Raw genomic sequence first — 19666 nt, forward strand, 5'->3', positions numbered from 1 at the left:
GTTTACCTCCTATACGTGACCCACGCGATTTCGCTCATAAATGATTTCCAGCCCTTTCAGAGTGAGAAACGGGTCAACAATATCAATACAGTCTGATTCGTTTGCGATTAATGACGCAAGCCCGCCTGTCGCAATGACTTTCGGTTCCTGTGTTGCCTGCCATTTCATCCGCTTTACAATGCCTTCAACTTGTCCGACATAGCCGAAAAGGATGCCGGACTGCATAGCGCTTACCGTGTTTTTGCCGATGATATTGTCCGGACGGGCAATTTCAATTCTTGGAAGCTTCGCCGCACGTGAGTACAGCGCTTCCGTCGAAATCGTAATGCCGGGAGCAATCGCGCCGCCCATGTATTGTTTGTTTTCATCAATGTAGCAATACGTCGTCGCCGTTCCGAAATCCACAACAATTAAGGGGCCTCCATACTGCTGGATCGCCGCAACGGCATTGACGATCCTGTCAGCTCCCACTTCTTTCGGATTGTCATACTTTATATTTAAACCTGTTTTCATTCCCGGGCCGACAACTTGCGGCTCGATGTGAAAGTATTTTGTGCACATTCTTTCTAAAGAAAACATAATCGGCGGCACCACGGATGAGATGATAATCCCTTCAATCTGTTCAAACATGAGTCCGGAATGTTCAAATAAGGAGCGGAGCAGCATGCCGAATTCGTCTTCTGTTTTGTGCCTGCTCGTTTCTATGCGCCAATGATATTCTAATTCCCCATCATGATATACACCAATCACGGTGTTGGTGTTCCCCACATCTATAACCAGTAACAACCTCTATCACCACTTTTGAATAGTTTCTAATCATAACATTTTCAACATTCTACAATACCATACACGATCTGCGGCTCTTTTGTAAACAAAACGGAACCAGTAAAAAAACCGCCGGTATATGCCGGCGGTTTTCATATCAGAAAGCGAGCTATTCTTTCGGCTCGTCTTTCTTTTCGTCTTCTGTTTTAGACAGGATGTTTACTTTCACATCATCTTTTTGAAGATGGTCATCTGAGAAATTGCGCTCAGGGAGTTTTCCGTGATCCACGAGATGCTTGATTTGTTCCGCATCTAATGTTTCCACATCAAGCAATGTCTGAGCAATCAATTCAAGCTTATCGCGATTTTCAGTCAGGATGGTTTTCGCACGCTCATAACATTCTTTAATGATGCGCTGAATTTCCTGATCGATTTCGTAAGCGATCTGATCACTGTAGTTTTGCTCGTTGTTGAAATCCCGGCCCAGGAATACTTGACCGCCTTGAGATTGACCGAACTGAAGCGGTCCGAGTTTTTCAGACATACCGAACTCTGTCACCATTCTTCTGGCAATGTTCGTTGCCCGCTGGAAGTCATTGTGAGCGCCCGTGCTGACTTCGCCGAAGATAATTTCCTCGGCAACGCGTCCGCCCAGAAGACCGACAATTTTATCGAGAAGTTCAGGTTTTGTCTGGAAGTAACGGTCTTCTCTCGGAAGCATGACCGCGTATCCGCCAGCCTGCCCCCTCGGAACGATCGTTACTTTATGAACCATATCGGCTTCATCCAGCACAAGTCCGATAACGGTGTGACCGCCCTCGTGGTACGCCACGATATTGCGTTCTTTTTTCGAGATGACGCGGCTCTTCTTCGCAGGACCCGCAATGACACGGTCCGTTGCTTCATCAATGTCGCGCATATCAATTTTCTTCTTGTTTTGACGGGCAGCAACGAGTGCCGCTTCGTTAAGAAGGTTTTCTAAATCTGCGCCTGAGAAACCGGGTGTTCTTGAAGCGATTGCTTTTAAGTTCACCGTTTCATCAAGCGGTTTGTTTCTCGCATGCACCTGTAATACGGCTTCACGGCCGATGACATCCGGACGGTCTACCGTAATCTGACGGTCAAAACGTCCCGGACGGAGCAATGCAGGGTCAAGAATGTCCGCACGGTTTGTCGCAGCGATAATAATGATTCCTTCATTCGCACTGAAACCGTCCATCTCAACAAGCAGCTGGTTCAGCGTCTGTTCGCGTTCATCATGCCCGCCGCCAAGACCTGCGCCGCGCTGACGTCCCACCGCGTCGATCTCATCAATGAAGATCAGACAAGGCGCATTCTTTTTCGCATTTTCGAATAAATCACGCACACGGGAAGCACCGACACCGACAAACATTTCAACGAAGTCAGATCCGCTGATGCTGAAGAAAGGAACGCCCGCTTCACCGGCTGAGGCTCTCGCAAGCAGCGTCTTACCGGTTCCCGGAGGTCCGACCAACAGCACGCCTTTAGGGATTCTGGCGCCAAGCTCGGCGAATTTGCGAGGATCTTTCAGAAACTCAACAACCTCAACAAGCTCCTGCTTCTCCTCATCCGCGCCGGCTACATCTTTAAACTTCACGCGTTTCTTTTCTTCCGTATACAGCTTCGCTTTGCTCTTTCCGAAGTTCATGACACGGCTGCCGCCGCCCTGAGCCTGATTGAGCAGGAAGAAAAACAGAATAAAGATGATGACAAACGGAATGATCGTCGTTAAGAACGTCACCCACCCGCTTGTTTCCTGTGCGGGATCAACTTTTACGTCCGTCTTTTTAATTGCATCAAATATCTGGTCTGCTCCTTTTCCTTCAGGAACATGTGTTAAAAAGTACTGGTCTTTGTCGTATTTTTTCAGCTGTCCTTTTACCTCATAAACACCTCTGACAGGCTGAACCGATACGCTATCAACTTTCCCTTCATCGAGGTTCTTGATAAACGTACTGTACGACATATTTTCTGTCTTCGGGTTTGAAGTCTGGAAGTAACTCACAACCCCGATTACTACTAATAAAATAAGTAAATAAAAAATGGTATTACGGAAGACCCGATTCATTCCTTACCTCCTCCCACAGTAAGCACAACTATGTTCAATAGTACCATAGAAAATCATTCCAATACAACCGATAACCATCTCGGAAGCAGGCAGCCGATCAGCTTTCATAAATCGCCGGTTTTAATACTCCGATGTAAGGCAGATTGCGATAGCGTTCGGCATAATCAAGTCCGTAACCCACAACAAACGCGTCAGGAACTTCAAAGCCTACGAAGTCTGCTTTAATGTCCGCTTTTCTTCCGCTTGGTTTATCCAACAGGGTAACAATCTTAATTGATTTCGCTTTACGATATCGGAAGAGTTCTACGAGATAGCTCAAGGTTAACCCACTGTCGATAATATCTTCAATGATTAAGATGTCCCGGCCTTCTACAGATGTATCCAAATCTTTGATGATTTTGACTTCTCCGGAAGAAACCGTGGAATTTCCGTAGCTTGATACATCCATGAAGTCCATTTCCAAATATGTATCAATATGCTTTATAAGATCAGCCATAAAAGGAAGCGCTCCCTTTAACACACCGATTGCCAACGGAAACGTGTCGCTGTACTCGCTTGTTAATTGTTCTCCAAGCTGTTTTACTTTCTGCTGGATCTCATCTTCTGAGATCAGCACTTTTTCGATATCCTGTTTCATGTTAATGCTTGCCCCCTACACTTTTCATGCTGTCTATATTGTAATACAATGCGGTCACTGTTTGAAATCACAAGATCGTCAAAGATGGATTTTTTCAAGCCAGGCAGCCAGATAATTTCACCGCTCGCATCCGTTACAATCGGCCATTCGTCCCGATCCCGCAGAGGCAGTTTATGATCAATAAATATATCTTTCACCTTTTTCGAGCCATTCATCCCTTTAAGTTTGATCCGGTCGCCGATTTTTCTCGTCCGGATTGTTAAAGGAAATTGCACCTTGTTTCTGCTTGTCATAAAAACAGCATTCCCATTTTTGATATGAGGGTCAGCCTGATCGGCCACCTCTATCATAAAGCCGTTGGGGAGAACAGCAGTCTCGCCTTCCGCTCCTTGCAGCTGCAGCTCAAAGGGAATTTTTTCACATTGCCATTGTTCAAATGTAAACAAACATGTCTGATATGATTTGACCACCTTCAGCCCTTTCGGAAAATCAAGCACTCCCGAGGCGCTTCCATTTTCCGCCCATTCGAGAAACTGCTGTATGTGGCGGGCGGAAAACGACGATGGAACGTTTTCATAAAGATAGTTTAATATTAGTTGAACTCCTCTTCTTTGTAAAGGTATCGGAAGGGCAAGCAATTGAGAGGAATTGACTTCAACCGATGTGTCAGACTTGCTTGTAATAACCTTATTCATTCGTTCTTTCGTTAATGACTGCAGGTATTGTTCGTCTTCTGTCAGTGCTTCACTCACCTTTTGAAACATTTTATGAACGTCAGGTGATTCATGTTTTAAAAAAGGAAGCACGGTCTTTCTGAATCTGTTTCTTGTATAATCGTCTTTTGCATTGCTCTCATCCGTTCTGTAGCTGAGCCCTTCTTGACGGCAGTATTCAAGGATTTCATCCTTTGCCGCATAGAGGAAAGGCCTGATCAGCCAGCCGGATGCAAATTCGCGGACGGGCTGCATTCCCGCAAGCCCTGCCCCGAGCGTACCTTTCGCAAGCCTCATGAGCATTGTCTCAACCTGGTCATCGCCGTGATGAGCCAGCGCCAAAAACTTCGCTTGGTGTTTTGTCATCAGATCTTCGAAAAACTGATATCTGCAATCACGCGCGGCAGCCTGCTTGTTCAGCTTATTCTTCTTTGCGTATGCAGAAACATCAATCTGTACCGTTTCGCAGAGGATATGTTCCGCTTCGCAATATGACTGCACAAACTTCATATCTTCTTCAGATTCAGGAACCCTGAACTGATGGTCGACATGCGCCGCTATGATAACGGAAGAATGCCCGAAGTGCTTATTCAGCATACTGAGAAGCGCCATTGAATCAGGGCCTCCGGAGACCCCGGCAATAATCGTTTCTCCCTCCGCCTGAAGATGATATGTTTTGAAAAAATCTTCCACGCTTTTCACAATGTCCCCCTCACAATGAGCAGGTTTTTTAAAGATATACATATCCTATCACTTTCATTCCCTCCAAGCAAAGAAGAAGCATGAGCGCAGGCGTCCGGCCGGCACTAGATGAGAAAAAAGACGATGTAAGCGAAATAAAGGGCGAGAACGCTGATTAAAATAAGTGTTGTTTCAAACAAACCATTGTGCTTTGCGGGTTTTTGTTTAGGTTTATACCGCGTTTGAGATACAGTGCCCTGCCGCGGTTTTGATTGCGGCGGCTTAGGCTTGGCGGCGGCTTTCCTTTTACTCCCTGCACTCTGCCCCGCCGTCAGGATGTCATGCTTCATGGCTTCCGCAGACGGATATTGGCCGTTTAAAGCAGAAAACAGAACCTTCTTATACTTATTCAGAAACGGGTGGCCTTCAATGATAGAACGAAGCTGTTCTTTCGGCTGTCCTGACTTTTTGCACTCTTTCTTCTGGACACAGTGGATCATGATCATTGCGACAGCAAACAGGTCATAGGATGGTTCTGCTTTTCTTGTTCCATACCCCCAATAGCCCCTGTCGTAAAACTCCGTATACTCTTTAATCGCGCGGCCCTGTTTTGTCGTTCCCCCTACATCAATGCAGCGAATGGCAGCCGGTGGTCCGGTTACAATGAGATTGTCCGGTTTGAGGTCGCCAAAAACCCACCCTTGCTGATGAAGGACTGACAGGCTGGAAAGAAGCTGCACCATCAGCACCGGAATCCACTCCGCTCCCTTACTGCTGATATATTGCGGAAGAAGCGGCCCTTCTATGTACTCCATCACGTAAAAAGAGACATTTTTATTCAGCTGCGGAATAAACGCGTCATCCGCATCAAAAAAAGAAGGCCCCATCGTTTGCGACCGGGCCTTTGAAAAGGATTTTAAGACATTCACTTCAGAGGTAACAGACATGCTGTCGCTGCTTATTTTCAAAGCGACCTGTCCGCCTGATGCTTCTGCCAGATATACAATACCGTTAGCCCCTTTTCCAAGCTGTTTGAGCAATCTGTAGGATTTGCCGTTCCATTTGCCCTGAATTGCCGTCCCCGGTGCCAGACTACATGCCAAACTCGTTAAAGCGTCGTTCATCATCTGCCAACATGCTCCTTCTTGAGCGGATTCTCTCAAACTGCTGCGTCGCTTCCCGGATAGCGGGGCCCGTAGGGGTGATACCGCCGGTCGACAGCTTCGCAAAGAGTGCAGAAAGGGATTCAAGCTTCGGCGTCCAATTCAGCACAAGCTCAACTTCCTGGCTTTTCCCGGGAAATATACACATTGCAAATTCATTTTGCCCGGCCCGGGAATTTAAACTGATGGAAAGATCGATCAGCGCTTCTTTCACCGTCGGCAGTTTCGGCGCCATACTCGCACTCGTATCAACCAGCACAAGCACTTGCAGATGAACCGTTTCGCCGAGTTCATCAACCACTTCCATCACTTCGCCGCGTTTTTCAGGAGAAAGCTCTTCCATTTCAACGTTTTTCCCTAAGATTTGTTTAAGCTCTTGATTGACGACACCTTGCAGCGTCTGGGTCATTGCTTTTTTCGTCACCATTTGAACCGTCTGAGACAATTGTGACGCATACACAACTTGATGGACGCCGCCTCCGGCCATGGCGATGCCTTCAACTTCCTTCATTGCCTCTTGGTCAATCGCGTTTTCTTCCATAATTCCTATAACATTCACCGTAATCCCCTGCTCCTTGGCGAAAGCCGCCATTGCGATCGGGTCTTCACCATGATTGGAGCAGCCATCTGTAATCAGCAGAACTTGATTTAAATGTCCCTTATTCACATACATTCCTCCCGGTGATACGATTAGTCCCATCTTCGCCAGAAGGAAAGTGATTTATACGAATGGATTAAGAAATCTCCTTTTTATTTTGGAAAACCGCCGGCACCGGTATGGAAGCCCATTTCGGCGTGTTGTGGTCAATCCGGACAACAACCACTGTCATATCGTCTTCGATTTGGCCGGAACGCGTTCTGATGACCTCTTCCATTAATATATCAGCGATTTCTTGCGGGTCTTCGGTTTTCAGCCCTTTCATTTTCCGTTTCATCCACAGGTCGTGGTTTTCAACGTGCTTCGGCCCTTCAAAAATACCGTCACTCATCATGACGAGCAGATCTCCCGCTTTTAACTGTTCACTTACAACCTCCACATCAAATTCATTGATGATGCCGATCGGCAGATTGCTGGCCTGCACTTTCATGACTTGATCTCCCCGCTTGATAAAACTCGGCGTTGAACCGACCTTCAAGAATTTGCAGCTTGCATCCTGAAGATCAATGATAGAAAGATCGAGAGTTGAGTAGATTTCGTCTGTCGTCCGTAAAGACAGAATACTGTTGATCGTTTTGATCGCTATTTTTTCATCAATACCTGATTCGAGAATTTTTTCGAGCAGCTTAATCGTTTCATTGCTCTCATAATGGGCCCTTGCCCCATTGCCCATGCCGTCACTGATCGCGGCCGCATATTTTCTCGCCCCCAGTTCCATCATGCTGTAGCTGTCGCCGGAGACAAGGCCGCCGCCTTTTGCCGCATGAGCCGCGCCTGTCGATACCCGGTACGACTTGGTCGAACCGAACGCAACATGGCTGTAGCCATTCGGATGAGCCGAGTGCTGTTCGCTTTTGACAAGTATCTGCTCCTCAAGAATGTCAGACAGCATCGGGGCGATAATTTTCTCACTCTCGCCGTGTCCTCCGCTGAACGGGATTGTCATTTCGATATCAATATTGCCCTGCTCCAAGCTGTATATCTCGACATGCTGAATCTCGATTCCGAAATGCTGAAGCGCCTCTATCATTTGTTCTTCCTGAATAAAATGCTGCTCCCTCTCCCGTTTTATTTCCCGAGAAAAGTCCGCCATGACCTCAGAAACCCCCAACAGCTGCTCGGCAACAAGCCTTCTGCTGTCCTGAACTTTTCTCTTCAGTGTCAGATGGGCGTGATGGTGGGCAAGTTCGTCCTCAATCAGCTCTTCCACCTGTCTGGATTTGGAACAGTGCTGTTGAAACTCCTTTTTTAATCTGCGGTTTGAAGCATACTGTTTTTCTTCTGTTTCATGCATAACCTGTTTCATTAAGTCATATGTTTTATCAAAGTTTTGAACCCAGCATTTGCTTTTCTTATAGCAGGATTGGCAGGAGTGCTCGGTGATTTTGCTTAAAAAGAGATCCACTTCCCCTTCTTCCGCCTGCTCATCGGAAGACGTCTGATGAAAGGTGGCGAAGCTCTCCGACAAGGCATGAAACACATTGGAGAACTGGTCTACTTTCTGGGCGGTGACATCTCTGATTTTCCTCGCGTACTGCTGCTGTTCCTGACTGTGCTCAGCAGTTCCCGGTATGTATCGCGCCACCTTTTTCGTAATCGATTGGGGCGTAATCAAAAACAAAACAACGGCAATCAAAGATTCATAAAGGGTGGTCATTAATCCGGCAGACCCTTCTCCATATAATGAAATCAGCAGTGAGCCGATCACTAACCCGACTGCGGCTCCGGCTTTCTTTCCTTCTTTCAGCAGCCCGCCAAGAAGCCCGGAAAACGCAAGCAGACTCATTTGATAGAGGTTCCCGATATTCGCAAGCCCGAGGATCAGTCCGGTCACCACACCGACCGTACAGCCGATGCTTGCCCCGCCGACAAAGGAAAAACTCAGCACGACATAGCGGGCCAGGATATGTTCAGCCTGCATTCCCTGAAATGAAACACCGGCAAGCCCGGTTAAAACGGATGCGATCAAGATCATAAAACAGATGATTTCTTCTATTTTTAACGATTGCTTCACTTTTTTGATCGTGAAGATCGGCAGGCTTTGCAAAAAGATCAGCGTCAAAATAAAGGCCAGGCCCGCCTCGACAACAGCCATCACATAATCATAGGTGGTAAAAGCGCCGCTCTCAAAATAAACAAATCCGATTCTCGCCGCAGCCATAGAGAAAAACACCACGATCGGCAGCATCTTCACCCGGTCCTGCACGATATATGTACCGATTTTTGAAAATAGAGTGAAGACGGCCAAAGCTGTGAGAATCAATAAAGAGTGTTTCGGCGAAATGGTTAAAGCGCCCGCAAGTAAAGACAGACAAGCATAGAAGGCTTTATCTCTTCTGATCAAAAGCATCGCTCCGAAAAACGGCAGCGCAAACGGAAGAACCTCAGATAATATGAAAGCCCGTCCAAGTAAAAAACCGATCACGACATAAATGAAACCCTTATAGAAAAAAAGTGAATGCGCTTGATGGACTGTAAGCTTTGCCGCCTTTTCAAAAAACGATTGCAGTTTTTCCAGAGCTTGTCCCGCCATCGGCCCGTTCACTCTTCTTTCCGCTTTTTCCATTGCTCTCATCCCCCACCTGTTTTATTCGTTGCTTGTTATTATAAATGAAAGCCCAGATAGGATTTTGTCAAAAGAAGGTAACAATTCCAAAGAACTCTTCGACGCTTTCTCCCTTGTTCCCCTTTCCTTTCGTATTTCCTCCGACATTTCTCAAAAAGTTGTCTAAATATGAAAAAATCGGCTTCTGCAACAGAAGCCGATTCGCTTGATGACCCGTACGGGATTCGAACCCGTGTTACCGCCGTGAAAGGGCGGTGTCTTAACCGCTTGACCAACGGGCCAGATATATATGGTAGCGGCGGAGGGGATCGAACCCCCGACCTCACGGGTATGAACCGTACGCTCTAGCCAGCTGAGCTACACCGCCATATAAGGTGCTTATAAGCACAAGTTATATAATACAAAGGTTTCTTCATTCCGTCAACAGAAACTTTGAAGTTTTAATTTTCTGACTATAATGGCGCATACAAAAAAAGCACCCGCTGGGATAGACGGATGCTCCATGTATTTATAGAAAGCAGCAAGTTATCCTCTTCTTGCTCCGCGCCCTCCACGTTTTGATTCCGTGTTTCGTTTTAAAGATGATAAGCGGTCTTCGCTATCTTTAAGAAACTTGTTCATTTTCTGTTCAAAAGATTCTTTCGGACGGAAATCATTTCTAGGTCTGGCTTGCGGACGGTCTTTAGCTTTTTTAATTGATAAACCAATTTTCCCGTCTTTTTCAACGTTGATGACTTTCACTTCAACTTGATCGCCGACTTTTAAATGCTCGTTAATGTCTTTAACATAATTATCGGCTACCTCACTGATATGAACGAGACCGGTTGAGCCTCCAGGCAATTCAACAAATGCTCCGAAATTTGTAATACCTGTTATTTTCCCTTGCAACTTGCTGCCAACTTCAATCGACATAAAAAAAGTGCTCCTCCTTAGGCTTATAAAAAGATCGTTTGTTTAATTATACCTAAATAAAAATTTAAGTGTCAACAAGGCTACTTGCTCTTCTTTTCTACATTGAAGAGTATCTCACCATTTCCTGACATAAACAAGTCTCTTCTGGCAAGCTCTGTGACGTAATCCTCATCCTTTAATTTGGAAATTTCATCTTTTAAATCAGCCTGTTTCGCGTTCAATTCTTTCACTTGTTTTTCCAGCTGAGCTTTCTTTTCTTCGTTTGCGCTAAGGGAAGAGGTCTGTGACCACAGAGAACCCGCTAAGACAATAGCCGTCAACAACACAAGGGCGCCGAATACGATCAACCGTCTGAAAAGCCCTTTCCGCCTTCTTTTCATTAGCTGGGATTGCCGTTCAACCTGCTCTTTATAGTCGTTTTGGATTTCAGTTATTGTACGTTCTCTAGATAGATTCAAACCAGACGGTCCTCCTTTCACCTTTTCAAAATACGTATCATGGTCGATCTGATTGTTATGATTAGTTTCTTGCTCTTTTGTAAAAATCCTGCACTTTTTTGAAAATATCGTTTGAAAGTAAGACGCCACTTTTCAGGAAGAAGTTTCAATAATTGTTTCAACAGGAAAAACAGCGGATACAGCAAAAACGTTACGATCTTAAAAAGACACTTCGCAAAAAAGGCACTCACCCGATAGGAGTATAAAGAAACAACCGTGATCAGCCCGATGAGCAGCTTAAAGAGCAGAAGCACCGGACGGAACAGCACGTGCTGAATGAGCTTTTTTGCGAATTGGTAAAGAGACACCGCAAGATGAATGGCAAATTTCAGTATTTTTATATACATTCGTTTAAACAGGCTTTGGTACGTCGCAATCCCCAGTAAGACAGCCAAGAAAATGTATACCCTGAGTTCTCCTTCATTCACGTTGAGCAGCACATAGAAAAACAGCAGACCTTGTACAATCCAAAAGAGAATGTCATGAATGAATAACAGCCATCTGGCCGTTTTGGCGCGGCTGACAAACAGCCTGTATGTATCAAGCGACGCTCCGAGCCAGGCGCCCATACCGGTCATTGCCAGCATCGTATAAAATTGGGTGGTCAGCGTCATTTAAACAACTTGCTAAAAAACCCTTTAGCTTTATCCCCTTGCTGCTCGTCTAAATATACAAGGTCAAACACCCTGCCTTTTATAGATACAATCCCTTTTTCCACATCAAGATTTTTCATCTGCAGGTTCTCGCCTCTGACGGAAAGCATTCCCATAACCGTTTCCAGCAAAAACTCTTCGTTGTCAAAACTTTCTACATGCTTGACGCCCGAAATGTCTAAATGCTTTCTCCCTTTCATCGTTACATCATGCTGTTCCGGAACAGAAGAAGAACCTTTTTGCTCATAATATGAATTCATCTATTCAGCCCCCATATCCTCGATACTTTTAGCATTATTACTGCATTGTATGAGGCGGGAGCCTTGTTTAGAACAAGCCTATTCGCCGAGTTTTTCTTCTTTGACGATTGTATACATGCCCGCGGCTTCTTCTTTTTTCGTTGTTTCTTTCAATTCGTTTACCTTCACGGTGACAAGCTTCTGCCCGAAGCGGACCGTCAGTTCATCACCGGCTTTTACGTCTGAGCTGGCTTTCGCCTGATTCCCGTTAACGGTGATTCTCCCCTGGTCGGCGACCTCTTTCGCCAATGTGCGGCGTTTAATTAATCTGGATACTTTTAAAAACTTATCAAGTCTCATATCAGAATCTCCTCTCCATTTCTTTTGCTTCATCCCACAATTTGTCCATTTCCTCAAGTGACATTGCGGTCAATTCAAGTCCCTTTGCTGCCGCTTCTTTCTCAATATAAGCAAAGCGTCTGCGGAATTTGTCATTTGTCATGGCGAGCGCTTCCTCAGGCTCAATTTTATAGTATCGGCCGATATTGACCAATGCAAATAAAACATCGCCGAATTCAGCTTTTAAGCTGATTTCATCTGCTGATTCGGCGGAAGCCTCTGCAGAAAATTCCTTCAGCTCTTCATTTACTTTATCCCATATATCCTGAACGTCATCCCAGTCAAAGCCGGTTTTTGCGGCTTTTTTCTGAAGCTTGGCCGCTTTTGCAAGAGAAGGCAGTGTTTTCGGCACGGCATCCAGCAATGAAGTGGATGTTGTTTGCTTTTCCGCCTTTTTGATTTCTTCCCAGTTGGCGACGACATCATGTTCATCCTGAACCTTAACATCCTTAAACACGTGCGGGTGCCGTCTGACCATCTTCGCACTGATGTCTCTGATGACATCATCAATTGAGAAATACCCCTCGTCTTCTCCGATTTGGGCGTGCAGCATAACCTGAAGCATGACGTCCCCGAGTTCTTCTATCATGTGATCCGTGTCCTCTTCGTCAATGGCCTCAAGCAGTTCGTAGCATTCCTCAATCATATATTTCTTTAATGACTGGTGTGTCTGCTTTTGATCCCACGGACAGCCGTTCGGCCCGCGAAGCTCGCGAATAATACTTCGGAATGCAGAAAATTCCTGGTAAAGGAGTTCTTCTTTTTTAATCGGCGGAACATACACGCTTGTTAAGTTATTTATTTCTACATTGCGGTCAAGCTCAAACAAAGGCACCTTGGTCATCTTTTCTCCCTTGCTTCCGGCTGCCGTGACGATGACCACTTCATAGTCGTCAGGCAATTTCTCCATGAGCGTCAGCTTGACCTCAGAGGCCGTCATTTGGTCATAAACCTGGCAAATGATCAGGTGATGGCGGAGTTCGAGCTCATCCGGCGTCATTGTTTGCGCATCCGTAAATTGAAACCCTTCAATCGGATCAATTCGCAATGCATTAAAAGTGGCATCCAAAAAGCTTTGCCCTCCGGCAGTATGAACAGCTGCCTGTTGTTCTTCCCGGCGTTCAAATAACAGCTGAACGGTTTTCTCAGCGACAAACGGATGCCCGGGCACAGCGTAGACGACATCCTCTTGCTTCGCTTTTTCAAACAGAATGTCCGCGATCTCTTCATAGACCGCTTCAAACTGATCATGTTTTTCATAAATATCATCAAAATACCGGATGACCGCTTCCGTCTCTTGCTCTAATTCCGGAATCAAAGGGTGGTCTTTCGTTCTTATATATAAATGCTTCGCCTGAGTCAGCAGCTTATGTACGCCCACTGTCAACTGATCCATGTCTCCGGCGCCGAGGCCGACGACCGTAATGTTACCTGCCATGTTTTTCTCTCCTCTTTTTCAATTTGCTTAAAGCACTGCCGAAAGGAAGGCCGCTCAGCTCTTCGTCCGTGAAAATCTTCATTCTTATCATACAATAAATAAACAATAGCCCTCCGATGACTGACGCAGACAGACTCTCACATACAGCTCCGGCCCTGCTGACGGGAACAAATAACTGCCAAAGCTTCATATATACGAGCAGAAAGAAGACCATCAGCAGACTGCACCAGCACAGACGGGCAATCACGCCTCCGATATTCGTCAGCCAGCCCTTCGACCAAATTCTCCGGAGATTCAGGCACGCAACTGCGGCAAATGCCAAGACGGTCGCCAGTGCCGCTCCTGTAATACCCCAGCCGGGGACCAGCCAAACATTCAGCACCCATTTCAGCGCCCCTCCGGCCAAAACGGATACGGCGGGGAAAACGGTATGTCCCGCTCCTTGCAGAATCGCGGCTGCCGTAAGCGCAATCGAGGCAAAAAAGATAGATAAACTGAATATTTGTAAGGTCTGCGTCCCCTCACTGTTTTGGAAAAGCATGATATTCACCGGCTCTAAAATGCAAAAAAGCCCGGCTGATGCACCGATCCCTACCGCAAGGCAGAGCTTGACGGCTGATGTCGCTTTCTCTTTTATGATAAACGGCTTATTCTCATGCACCGCTTTTGAAATTGAAGGAACCAATGACGCGGCGATACTGACGGCAAACACGGTTCCCAGCTGAAGGAGCGGCTGTCCGCGGTCATATATGCCTTTCAGCTGTTTCGCGGCATGGCTCTCCGTCCCGTATGAAAGCAGTGAATATAAGTTTAAGGCGTCTACAAGCTGAATCAAAAGCATGAGTACACTGCTGATACAGATGGTGACTGAATAAAGCAGCAGCTTTTTTACAATGACGGCCGTTTCGATATGTCCGCCGTCTTTCTTGGTTTCTTCCCGCTTATACCAGAAAACAGCCAATACACAAAGGGCCGCCAAGCTTCCGGCAATTGATCCCGCGGCCGCCCCCGCACCAGCCGCGTATAATGAACGGCCGCTTTTCAAAAGCCAGAAGGATAAACCGAGAAGCACCGCCACGCGAAGAAGCTGTTCCGTAATCTGGGATAAGGCTGACGGCATCATATCATGCACGCCTTGGAAATACCCCCGGAAAACCGCCGTAAACGGAAACAGTATGAAAGCGAACGCCGCGACCCTTATCAGCATCACAAGGCGGTCGTCACCCATAAAACCGGCCAACGGCGCCGCGCCGGCATACATGAGCGCAAACAGAACAAGTCCGGCCGCCGTGACATAAAGGGCGGAAATTTTCATTATTTTTTGTTTATGATCGCTATAATCGTTCATTAATTTTGAGATGATAACCGGAAAACCGGATGTTGACAGCATGACCGCGATCCCTAAAAACGGATACACCTGCTGATAAATGTAAAACCCGACGTCACCGACAATATTCTGAAAAGGAACCCTGTACACGGCGCTTAATATCTTCGTCACGATACCCGCAACGACGAGCACAAAAGCACCTTTCCATGCCGATTGCCGCTTGGCGCCAACTGAATCGTTCATCCAAAAGCTCCTTCCAGCCGCTAGAAAATTACGTCTATAAAACGAGCTTATTATATCACAATCCTAACGGCCGAACCGATAGAGAGCACATATGAATATGAAAAAGAACAGCACTTGTATAAGAGCTGCTCTTTCTCCGTTTTCTTATTTCAATAATGGTAATAAGACCTACTGCTCCATTTGTCTCGCCAAAAAACTGGCTGCCGTTTCTACCGCTTTATGTTCTACTTCTCCAAGTGCCTGTTCTTTGGAAAAGATGACCACGGCACCGATAGGATCGCCATTTGCCACGATCGGAGCTATTGTATAGGAGCTCATATCTTCATCAATGTCATTAACAAGCTGCGCGGACTTCACGTCGTTTTCTACCACTGAGCTGCGCTGATCCATCGTTTTTTCGAGCAAATCGCTGATGGCTTTGTTCAGAAATTCTTTTTTTGAACTGCCTGAAACGGCAATATACGCGTCACGGTCGCAAATCAAGACGGAATGGCCGAGACTGTCATACAAAGCATCTGCATATTCCTTCGCAAAATCGCCAAGCTCACTGATAGGAGAATACTTTTTCAATATAACTTCTCCGTCGCGGTCAACGAATATTTCAAGCGGGTCTCCTTCCCTGATTCGCAGTGTTCTCCGAATTTCTTTAGGAATGACGACCCGTCCTAGATCATCAATACGACGTACGATACCTGTAGCTTTCATCTCTCTGGTGCCTCTCTTTCATGTGATGATATTTAAGGGAAAGTACTAAAGCTCTTTACTTTATGTAGCTTCCGCCACTCGCTTGAAATTAGTATCCGTCACATCAAATGTAATATACACCAGAGAGTAACAATTTTTATGAAGACGCGATTGTTTCTTTCTTCACATCCTGAAGGCCTTTCAGCATGCCGAGCACGGTTTCCAGCCACTCTTCCGTTTTACGGCCTTTCGTCTGTACTGAGATTTTCAGCTTTTTCCCTTCCATTCCCAGTCCGATCTGCCGGCCGTATTTATTGCCGAGTTCGAACAATTTCTGGCCGTCAATCTGTGCGCTGGCCTCTTCAGAAATGGTAAATCTGATCGCGTCTTTATCCTGCTTGATGAGTTCGACGCGTTCATATTTTCCGTATACCTTCATCTCAGCAACCGTAAACAGCCATTCAACCTCTTTAGGGTAGCTGCCGAACCTGTCGATGATTTCATCTTGAAGCTCATTTTTCTCCTCAATTGTGGCGATTGACCTGAACCGTTTGTACATGTCGATTTTTTGCTTGCCGTCTTGTATATAGTTCTCAGGAATATACGCGTCAAGCTCGATATCGATTTCTGTCTCAAACTGTTCGCTTTTCGGAATATCGCCTTTCCGCTCTTCAATCGCTTCCTTGAGCATTTGCGAGTACAGGTCAAAACCGACTGAGTCGATAAAGCCGTGCTGCTGGGCGCCGAGAAGGTTCCCCGCTCCCCTGATCGTCAAGTCACGCATGGCGATTTTAAAGCCTGATCCCAGCTCGGTAAATTCTTTAATCGCCTGCAGCCGTTTTTCCGCCACCTCAGTGAGCACTTTGTCTCTGCGGTACGTAAAATACGCGTAAGCGACGCGGTTGGAACGGCCGACCCGTCCTCTCAGCTGATACAGCTGAGACAGCCCCATTTTGTCTCCGTCGAACACAATCAAGGTATTCACATTTGGTATATCTACGCCTGTCTCAATAATGGTCGTGCTGACAAGGACGTCTGATTCCCCTTCCAGAAAATTGAGCATGACGCTTTCCAATTCATTTTCGGTCATTTTTCCGTGGGCATATGCCACTTTCGCATCGGGAACAAGCATGGAAATTTCATCAGCCTTCCGCTCGATGTCATCCACGCGGTTGTACAAGAAATATACCTGTCCTCCGCGCGCCAGTTCTCTTTCGATGGCTTCCCGCACAAGCGCGCCGTTGTATTCCACGACATATGTCTGAACAGGGAAACGGTTTTCCGGCGGCGTTTCAATAACAGATAAGTCCCGCACACCGAGCATGGACATATGAAGCGTACGCGGTATCGGCGTCGCTGTAAGAGTCAGCACATCGACATTGGCTTTGATCTGTTTGATTTTTTCCTTATGCGTTACGCCAAAGCGCTGCTCTTCATCAATGATGAGCAAGCCGAGATCTTTATAGACGACGTCTTTAGATAAGAGCCTGTGGGTTCCGATTACGATGTCTACCGTTCCGTTTTTCAGGCCTTTAATCGTTTCATTGGATTCTTTTCTCGTTCTGAATCGGCTGAGAAGACCGATGTTAATCGGATAGTCCTGGAAACGCTCCATAATGGTTTCATAATGCTGCTGCGCGAGTATTGTCGTCGGCACAAGAAGCGCGACCTGCTTTCCGTCGGCGATCGCTTTAAAGGCCGCTCGGATGGCTACCTCCGTCTTCCCGTAACCCACATCACCGCAAAGCAAACGGTCCATCGGGCGCTCTCTTTCCATATCCTTTTTAATCTCCTGAATGGAACGGAGCTGGTCCTCTGTTTCCTGATAAGGGAAAGCAGATTCGAACTGCCGCTGCATTTCATGATCCGGCGAGAACGCATAGCCCTTGCTTGCTTCCCGTTCCGCATAAAGCTTAATCAGATCATCGGCAATATCCTGAACGGAGTTTTCAACTTTTTTCTTCACCCGTTTCCATTCACTGCCGCCCAGTTTATAAAGCTTCGGTTCTTTTCCTTCAGAGCCGACGTACTTCTGCACCTGGTCGATTTGTTCTACAGGGACGTACAGCTTATCGCTGCCCTGATAATGAATGTTGAGGTAATCTTTATGAATGCCTTTGATTTCTAGTGTTTCGATCCCCAAATACTTACCGATCCCGTGGTTGACGTGGACGACATAGTCACCGACCTGAAGCTCGGAATAGCTTTTGATCCGTTCGGCATTTGTCAGCTTCTGCTTTCTCGGCTTTTTCTTGATTCGGTTTTTGAACAGCTCTTCCTCCGTAATGACGGCCAGCTTCATCAGCGGCAGTTCAAAACCGGATTGCAGCTCGCCTTCCATGACATAGACCTGTCCTTGCACAAGCGCTTTGGAGCTGTCCGTTTTTGCGGCTTCAATTTCGTAATCAGCCAGCACGGATGCCAATCTGTCGGTTCTGTCCTTATTTGCGCCTAAAAAGACGACGGTGAAGTTTGATTTCTTAAAGCGCTCCATTTCACCTGCGAGCACATTCATCTGCCCGTGAAAACTCTGCATCTGCCGGCTTGTCACATTCACGATATTCTGAGGGCTTGTATGCTGGACATGACGCAAAAATAATGAATAATAAATAGCCGGGCGCCGCTTTTCGCTCATAAGCTCCTGAAAGCTGAAGGATAAATGAATGTCATGCAGAATTTTCCCTTCCTCGAGCAGACTTGTCATAAATTCGGCCTCTTCTTTTTTCAGCTGATCCTCCATTTCATGAATGCGGCTGACCTCGTCTAACAGTAACAACGTGTCTGCCGGTGTATAATCTAGCAAACTAGCAGGTTTTTCGTAAAAGTACGAGAGATACTTCACAAGTTCCTGATCAGTCTGTCCCGTTGATAACCGTTCTTTATCATGTGAGATATTGATATGAAGCATTTCCTTTTGTTTGTCCTGCTTCAGCTTTTTCAGACTGTCGGCAAGCCCTTTATCGAGCCTTTCCATCGCCCGGGCTTTTTCTTCCGCCCTGATGATCAATTCCTTCGCCGGTCCGATCGCCACATGTTTGAGCGTCTCAATTGATCTCTGGTCATCAGAATTGAAGCTTCTGATGGAATCGACCTCCGTATCAAACAGTTCAATTCGCACCGGATGCTCCGACGTCAGCGGATAAATGTCGATAATTCCGCCGCGAATACTGAATTCACCGGGTGCAGAAACCATATCGGAACGCTCATACCCCACCTCTACAAGGCGCGCGGACAGCTGATCCGGTTCTATTTCGTCTCCGAGTGAAATGACGAGCTGGCTGCTTTTCCACAGCTCCTTCGGCGGAAGCATTCTTCTCACTGCCGCAACGGGCGCCACAACGACCGGCGCTTCTCCGTTTGTTAATCTATTAATGACATCAAGCCGCTGAGCACGCAGTTCAGGGCTCGCTACCGCAATTTCTGAAGAAATCAATTCATTCACGGGGTATAAAAAAACAGATTGATCCCCGAGAAGCGCCGTCAGATCTTCCGTCACTTTTTGGGCCTGATATAAATTATGGGTGATAAAGAAAATCGGCCTTTTCGTTTCCTGTGCAAGGGCAGAGGTAAAAACAGAACGCGCGGAACCTGACAGACCCGCAAGCAGCTGTTCCTTCAGCCCCTCATGTAAACCGTTGACAATGGATTTAAAATCATCGCTTTCTTTAATAAAGGTTTGAATGTTGTCCATATGGGCCCTCCTCTCTATTTTCTGCAAGAACAGAAAAACGCTTTGGTCTAGAATCTACACCAAAGCTTCTTATTGAATAAATGTGTTGTGTTCATGGTAGTGCGGATTGCGCTCCAGCGCCTCTTGGCAGTCTTCACAAATTGTAAGAACATGGACATCTCCATTGTCTTTATATGAAATCATATCGTTTCTTTCCTCATTTGTTAAGTGCTGAAATCCAAGCGACTGTGTCGGCACCGTCGAATATTCCAGGCTCCCTACCTTAAAGCCGCAGTGGCGGCAGAAATAATGCAAAGCCATACGTTGGACCT

Annotated in this window: 17 protein-coding genes and 2 tRNA genes; all 19 read right to left on the minus strand. The window is 46.5% G+C overall.

The window, feature by feature from the left end; all coding sequences use genetic code 11:
- Nucleotides 1-9: 9 nt before the first annotated feature.
- The 19 genes from BZ167_RS09285 to BZ167_RS09375 all read right to left on the minus strand — a co-directional run bounded on the left by BZ167_RS09285 (nt 10) and on the right by BZ167_RS09375 (nt 19655).
- Nucleotides 10-786: a type III pantothenate kinase gene (locus tag BZ167_RS09285; RefSeq protein WP_007409940.1), complete on the minus strand. Its 777-nt coding sequence runs from the start codon at nt 784-786 to the stop codon at nt 10-12.
- Between the two features lie 148 nt (nt 787-934).
- Nucleotides 935-2854 carry an ATP-dependent zinc metalloprotease FtsH gene (ftsH, locus tag BZ167_RS09290; protein ID WP_004264608.1) on the minus strand — a complete coding sequence of 640 codons (1920 nt, stop codon included), beginning with the start codon at nt 2852-2854 and terminating at the stop codon, nt 935-937.
- 97 nt (nt 2855-2951) lie between these two features.
- Entirely contained in the window at nt 2952-3491 is a 540-nt protein-coding gene (hpt, locus tag BZ167_RS09295) for a hypoxanthine phosphoribosyltransferase (RefSeq protein WP_004264611.1), read from the minus strand.
- A complete protein-coding gene (tilS, locus tag BZ167_RS09300; RefSeq protein WP_156886063.1) occupies nt 3488-4906 on the minus strand; it encodes a tRNA lysidine(34) synthetase TilS in 1419 nt (472 codons plus the stop codon). Before tilS ends, hpt begins: the two co-directional genes overlap by 4 nt.
- A 104-nt stretch (nt 4907-5010) precedes the next feature.
- Nucleotides 5011-6012, minus strand: coding sequence for a protein kinase domain-containing protein (locus tag BZ167_RS09305; RefSeq protein ID WP_007615197.1), 1002 nt, complete (start codon nt 6010-6012; stop codon nt 5011-5013).
- Entirely contained in the window at nt 5978-6715 is a 738-nt protein-coding gene (locus tag BZ167_RS09310; RefSeq protein ID WP_004264624.1) for a vWA domain-containing protein, read from the minus strand. The genes BZ167_RS09305 and BZ167_RS09310 overlap by 35 nt, the downstream gene beginning before the upstream one ends.
- Before the next feature lie 67 nt (nt 6716-6782).
- Nucleotides 6783-9272, minus strand: a complete 2490-nt coding sequence (spoIIE, locus tag BZ167_RS09315; protein ID WP_004264625.1) for a stage II sporulation protein E — start codon at nt 9270-9272, stop codon at nt 6783-6785.
- Between the two features lie 209 nt (nt 9273-9481).
- Nucleotides 9482-9553, minus strand: a tRNA-Glu gene (locus BZ167_RS09320).
- A gap of 9 nt (nt 9554-9562) precedes the next feature.
- Nucleotides 9563-9639, minus strand: a tRNA-Met gene (locus tag BZ167_RS09325).
- A gap of 158 nt (nt 9640-9797) precedes the next feature.
- On the minus strand, nt 9798-10184 hold the full coding sequence (locus BZ167_RS09330; protein WP_004264630.1) for a S1 domain-containing RNA-binding protein: 387 nt from the start codon (nt 10182-10184) through the stop codon (nt 9798-9800).
- Nucleotides 10185-10264: 80 nt separating this feature from the next.
- Nucleotides 10265-10642 (minus strand): cell division protein DivIC, encoded by a 378-nt coding sequence (gene divIC / locus BZ167_RS09335; protein WP_004264632.1) that lies wholly within the window; start codon nt 10640-10642, stop codon nt 10265-10267.
- 17 nt (nt 10643-10659) lie between these two features.
- The gene (gene yabQ / locus BZ167_RS09340; protein ID WP_011996177.1) at nt 10660-11295 is read right to left on the minus strand and encodes a spore cortex biosynthesis protein YabQ; all 636 of its coding nucleotides are present in this window, start codon (nt 11293-11295) and stop codon (nt 10660-10662) included.
- Nucleotides 11292-11594, minus strand: a complete 303-nt coding sequence (gene yabP, locus BZ167_RS09345) for a sporulation protein YabP (RefSeq protein WP_004264638.1) — start codon at nt 11592-11594, stop codon at nt 11292-11294. Before yabP ends, yabQ begins: the two co-directional genes overlap by 4 nt.
- A 78-nt stretch (nt 11595-11672) precedes the next feature.
- Nucleotides 11673-11933, minus strand: coding sequence for an RNA-binding S4 domain-containing protein (locus tag BZ167_RS09350; RefSeq protein WP_007409934.1), 261 nt, complete (start codon nt 11931-11933; stop codon nt 11673-11675).
- Nucleotide 11934: 1 nt separating this feature from the next.
- On the minus strand, nt 11935-13410 hold the full coding sequence (gene mazG / locus BZ167_RS09355; RefSeq protein WP_033575245.1) for a bifunctional methyltransferase/pyrophosphohydrolase YabN: 1476 nt from the start codon (nt 13408-13410) through the stop codon (nt 11935-11937).
- Nucleotides 13400-14980: a putative polysaccharide biosynthesis protein gene (locus tag BZ167_RS09360; RefSeq protein ID WP_033575246.1), complete on the minus strand. Its 1581-nt coding sequence runs from the start codon at nt 14978-14980 to the stop codon at nt 13400-13402. The genes mazG and BZ167_RS09360 overlap by 11 nt, the downstream gene beginning before the upstream one ends.
- A 168-nt stretch (nt 14981-15148) precedes the next feature.
- A complete protein-coding gene (gene spoVT, locus BZ167_RS09365) occupies nt 15149-15685 on the minus strand; it encodes a stage V sporulation protein T (protein WP_004264646.1) in 537 nt (178 codons plus the stop codon).
- Between the two features lie 136 nt (nt 15686-15821).
- A complete protein-coding gene (gene mfd / locus BZ167_RS09370) occupies nt 15822-19355 on the minus strand; it encodes a transcription-repair coupling factor (protein WP_061047139.1) in 3534 nt (1177 codons plus the stop codon).
- Nucleotides 19356-19424: 69 nt separating this feature from the next.
- On the minus strand, nt 19425-19655 hold the full coding sequence (locus BZ167_RS09375) for an anti-sigma-F factor Fin (protein WP_004264650.1): 231 nt from the start codon (nt 19653-19655) through the stop codon (nt 19425-19427).
- Between the last annotated feature and the right edge of the window lie 11 nt (nt 19656-19666).

This window comes from Bacillus sp. 275, from assembly GCF_001999205.1.
Classification (GTDB): Bacteria; Bacillota; Bacilli; order Bacillales; family Bacillaceae; genus Bacillus; species Bacillus velezensis.

What these genes read in the sequence shown, in the direction of transcription:
- BZ167_RS09305 (WP_007615197.1), bottom strand. Translation starts at nt 6,012, where the DNA reads ATGATGAACGACGCTTTAACGAGTTTGGCATGTAGTCTGGCACCGGGG.
- BZ167_RS09375 (WP_004264650.1), bottom strand. Translation starts at nt 19,655, where the DNA reads ATGGCTTTGCATTATTTCTGCCGCCACTGCGGCTTTAAGGTAGGGAGC.
- spoIIE (WP_004264625.1), bottom strand. Translation starts at nt 9,272, where the DNA reads ATGGAAAAAGCGGAAAGAAGAGTGAACGGGCCGATGGCGGGACAAGCT.
- mfd (WP_061047139.1), bottom strand. Translation starts at nt 19,355, where the DNA reads ATGGACAACATTCAAACCTTTATTAAAGAAAGCGATGATTTTAAATCC.
- spoVT (WP_004264646.1), bottom strand. Translation starts at nt 15,685, where the DNA reads ATGAAAGCTACAGGTATCGTACGTCGTATTGATGATCTAGGACGGGTC.
- hpt (WP_004264611.1), bottom strand. Translation starts at nt 3,491, where the DNA reads ATGAAACAGGATATCGAAAAAGTGCTGATCTCAGAAGATGAGATCCAG.
- BZ167_RS09350 (WP_007409934.1), bottom strand. Translation starts at nt 11,933, where the DNA reads ATGAGACTTGATAAGTTTTTAAAAGTATCCAGATTAATTAAACGCCGC.
- ftsH (WP_004264608.1), bottom strand. Translation starts at nt 2,854, where the DNA reads ATGAATCGGGTCTTCCGTAATACCATTTTTTATTTACTTATTTTATTA.
- mazG (WP_033575245.1), bottom strand. Translation starts at nt 13,410, where the DNA reads ATGGCAGGTAACATTACGGTCGTCGGCCTCGGCGCCGGAGACATGGAT.
- yabQ (WP_011996177.1), bottom strand. Translation starts at nt 11,295, where the DNA reads ATGACGCTGACCACCCAATTTTATACGATGCTGGCAATGACCGGTATG.
- yabP (WP_004264638.1), bottom strand. Translation starts at nt 11,594, where the DNA reads ATGAATTCATATTATGAGCAAAAAGGTTCTTCTTCTGTTCCGGAACAG.
- BZ167_RS09360 (WP_033575246.1), bottom strand. Translation starts at nt 14,980, where the DNA reads ATGAACGATTCAGTTGGCGCCAAGCGGCAATCGGCATGGAAAGGTGCT.
- BZ167_RS09330 (WP_004264630.1), bottom strand. Translation starts at nt 10,184, where the DNA reads ATGTCGATTGAAGTTGGCAGCAAGTTGCAAGGGAAAATAACAGGTATT.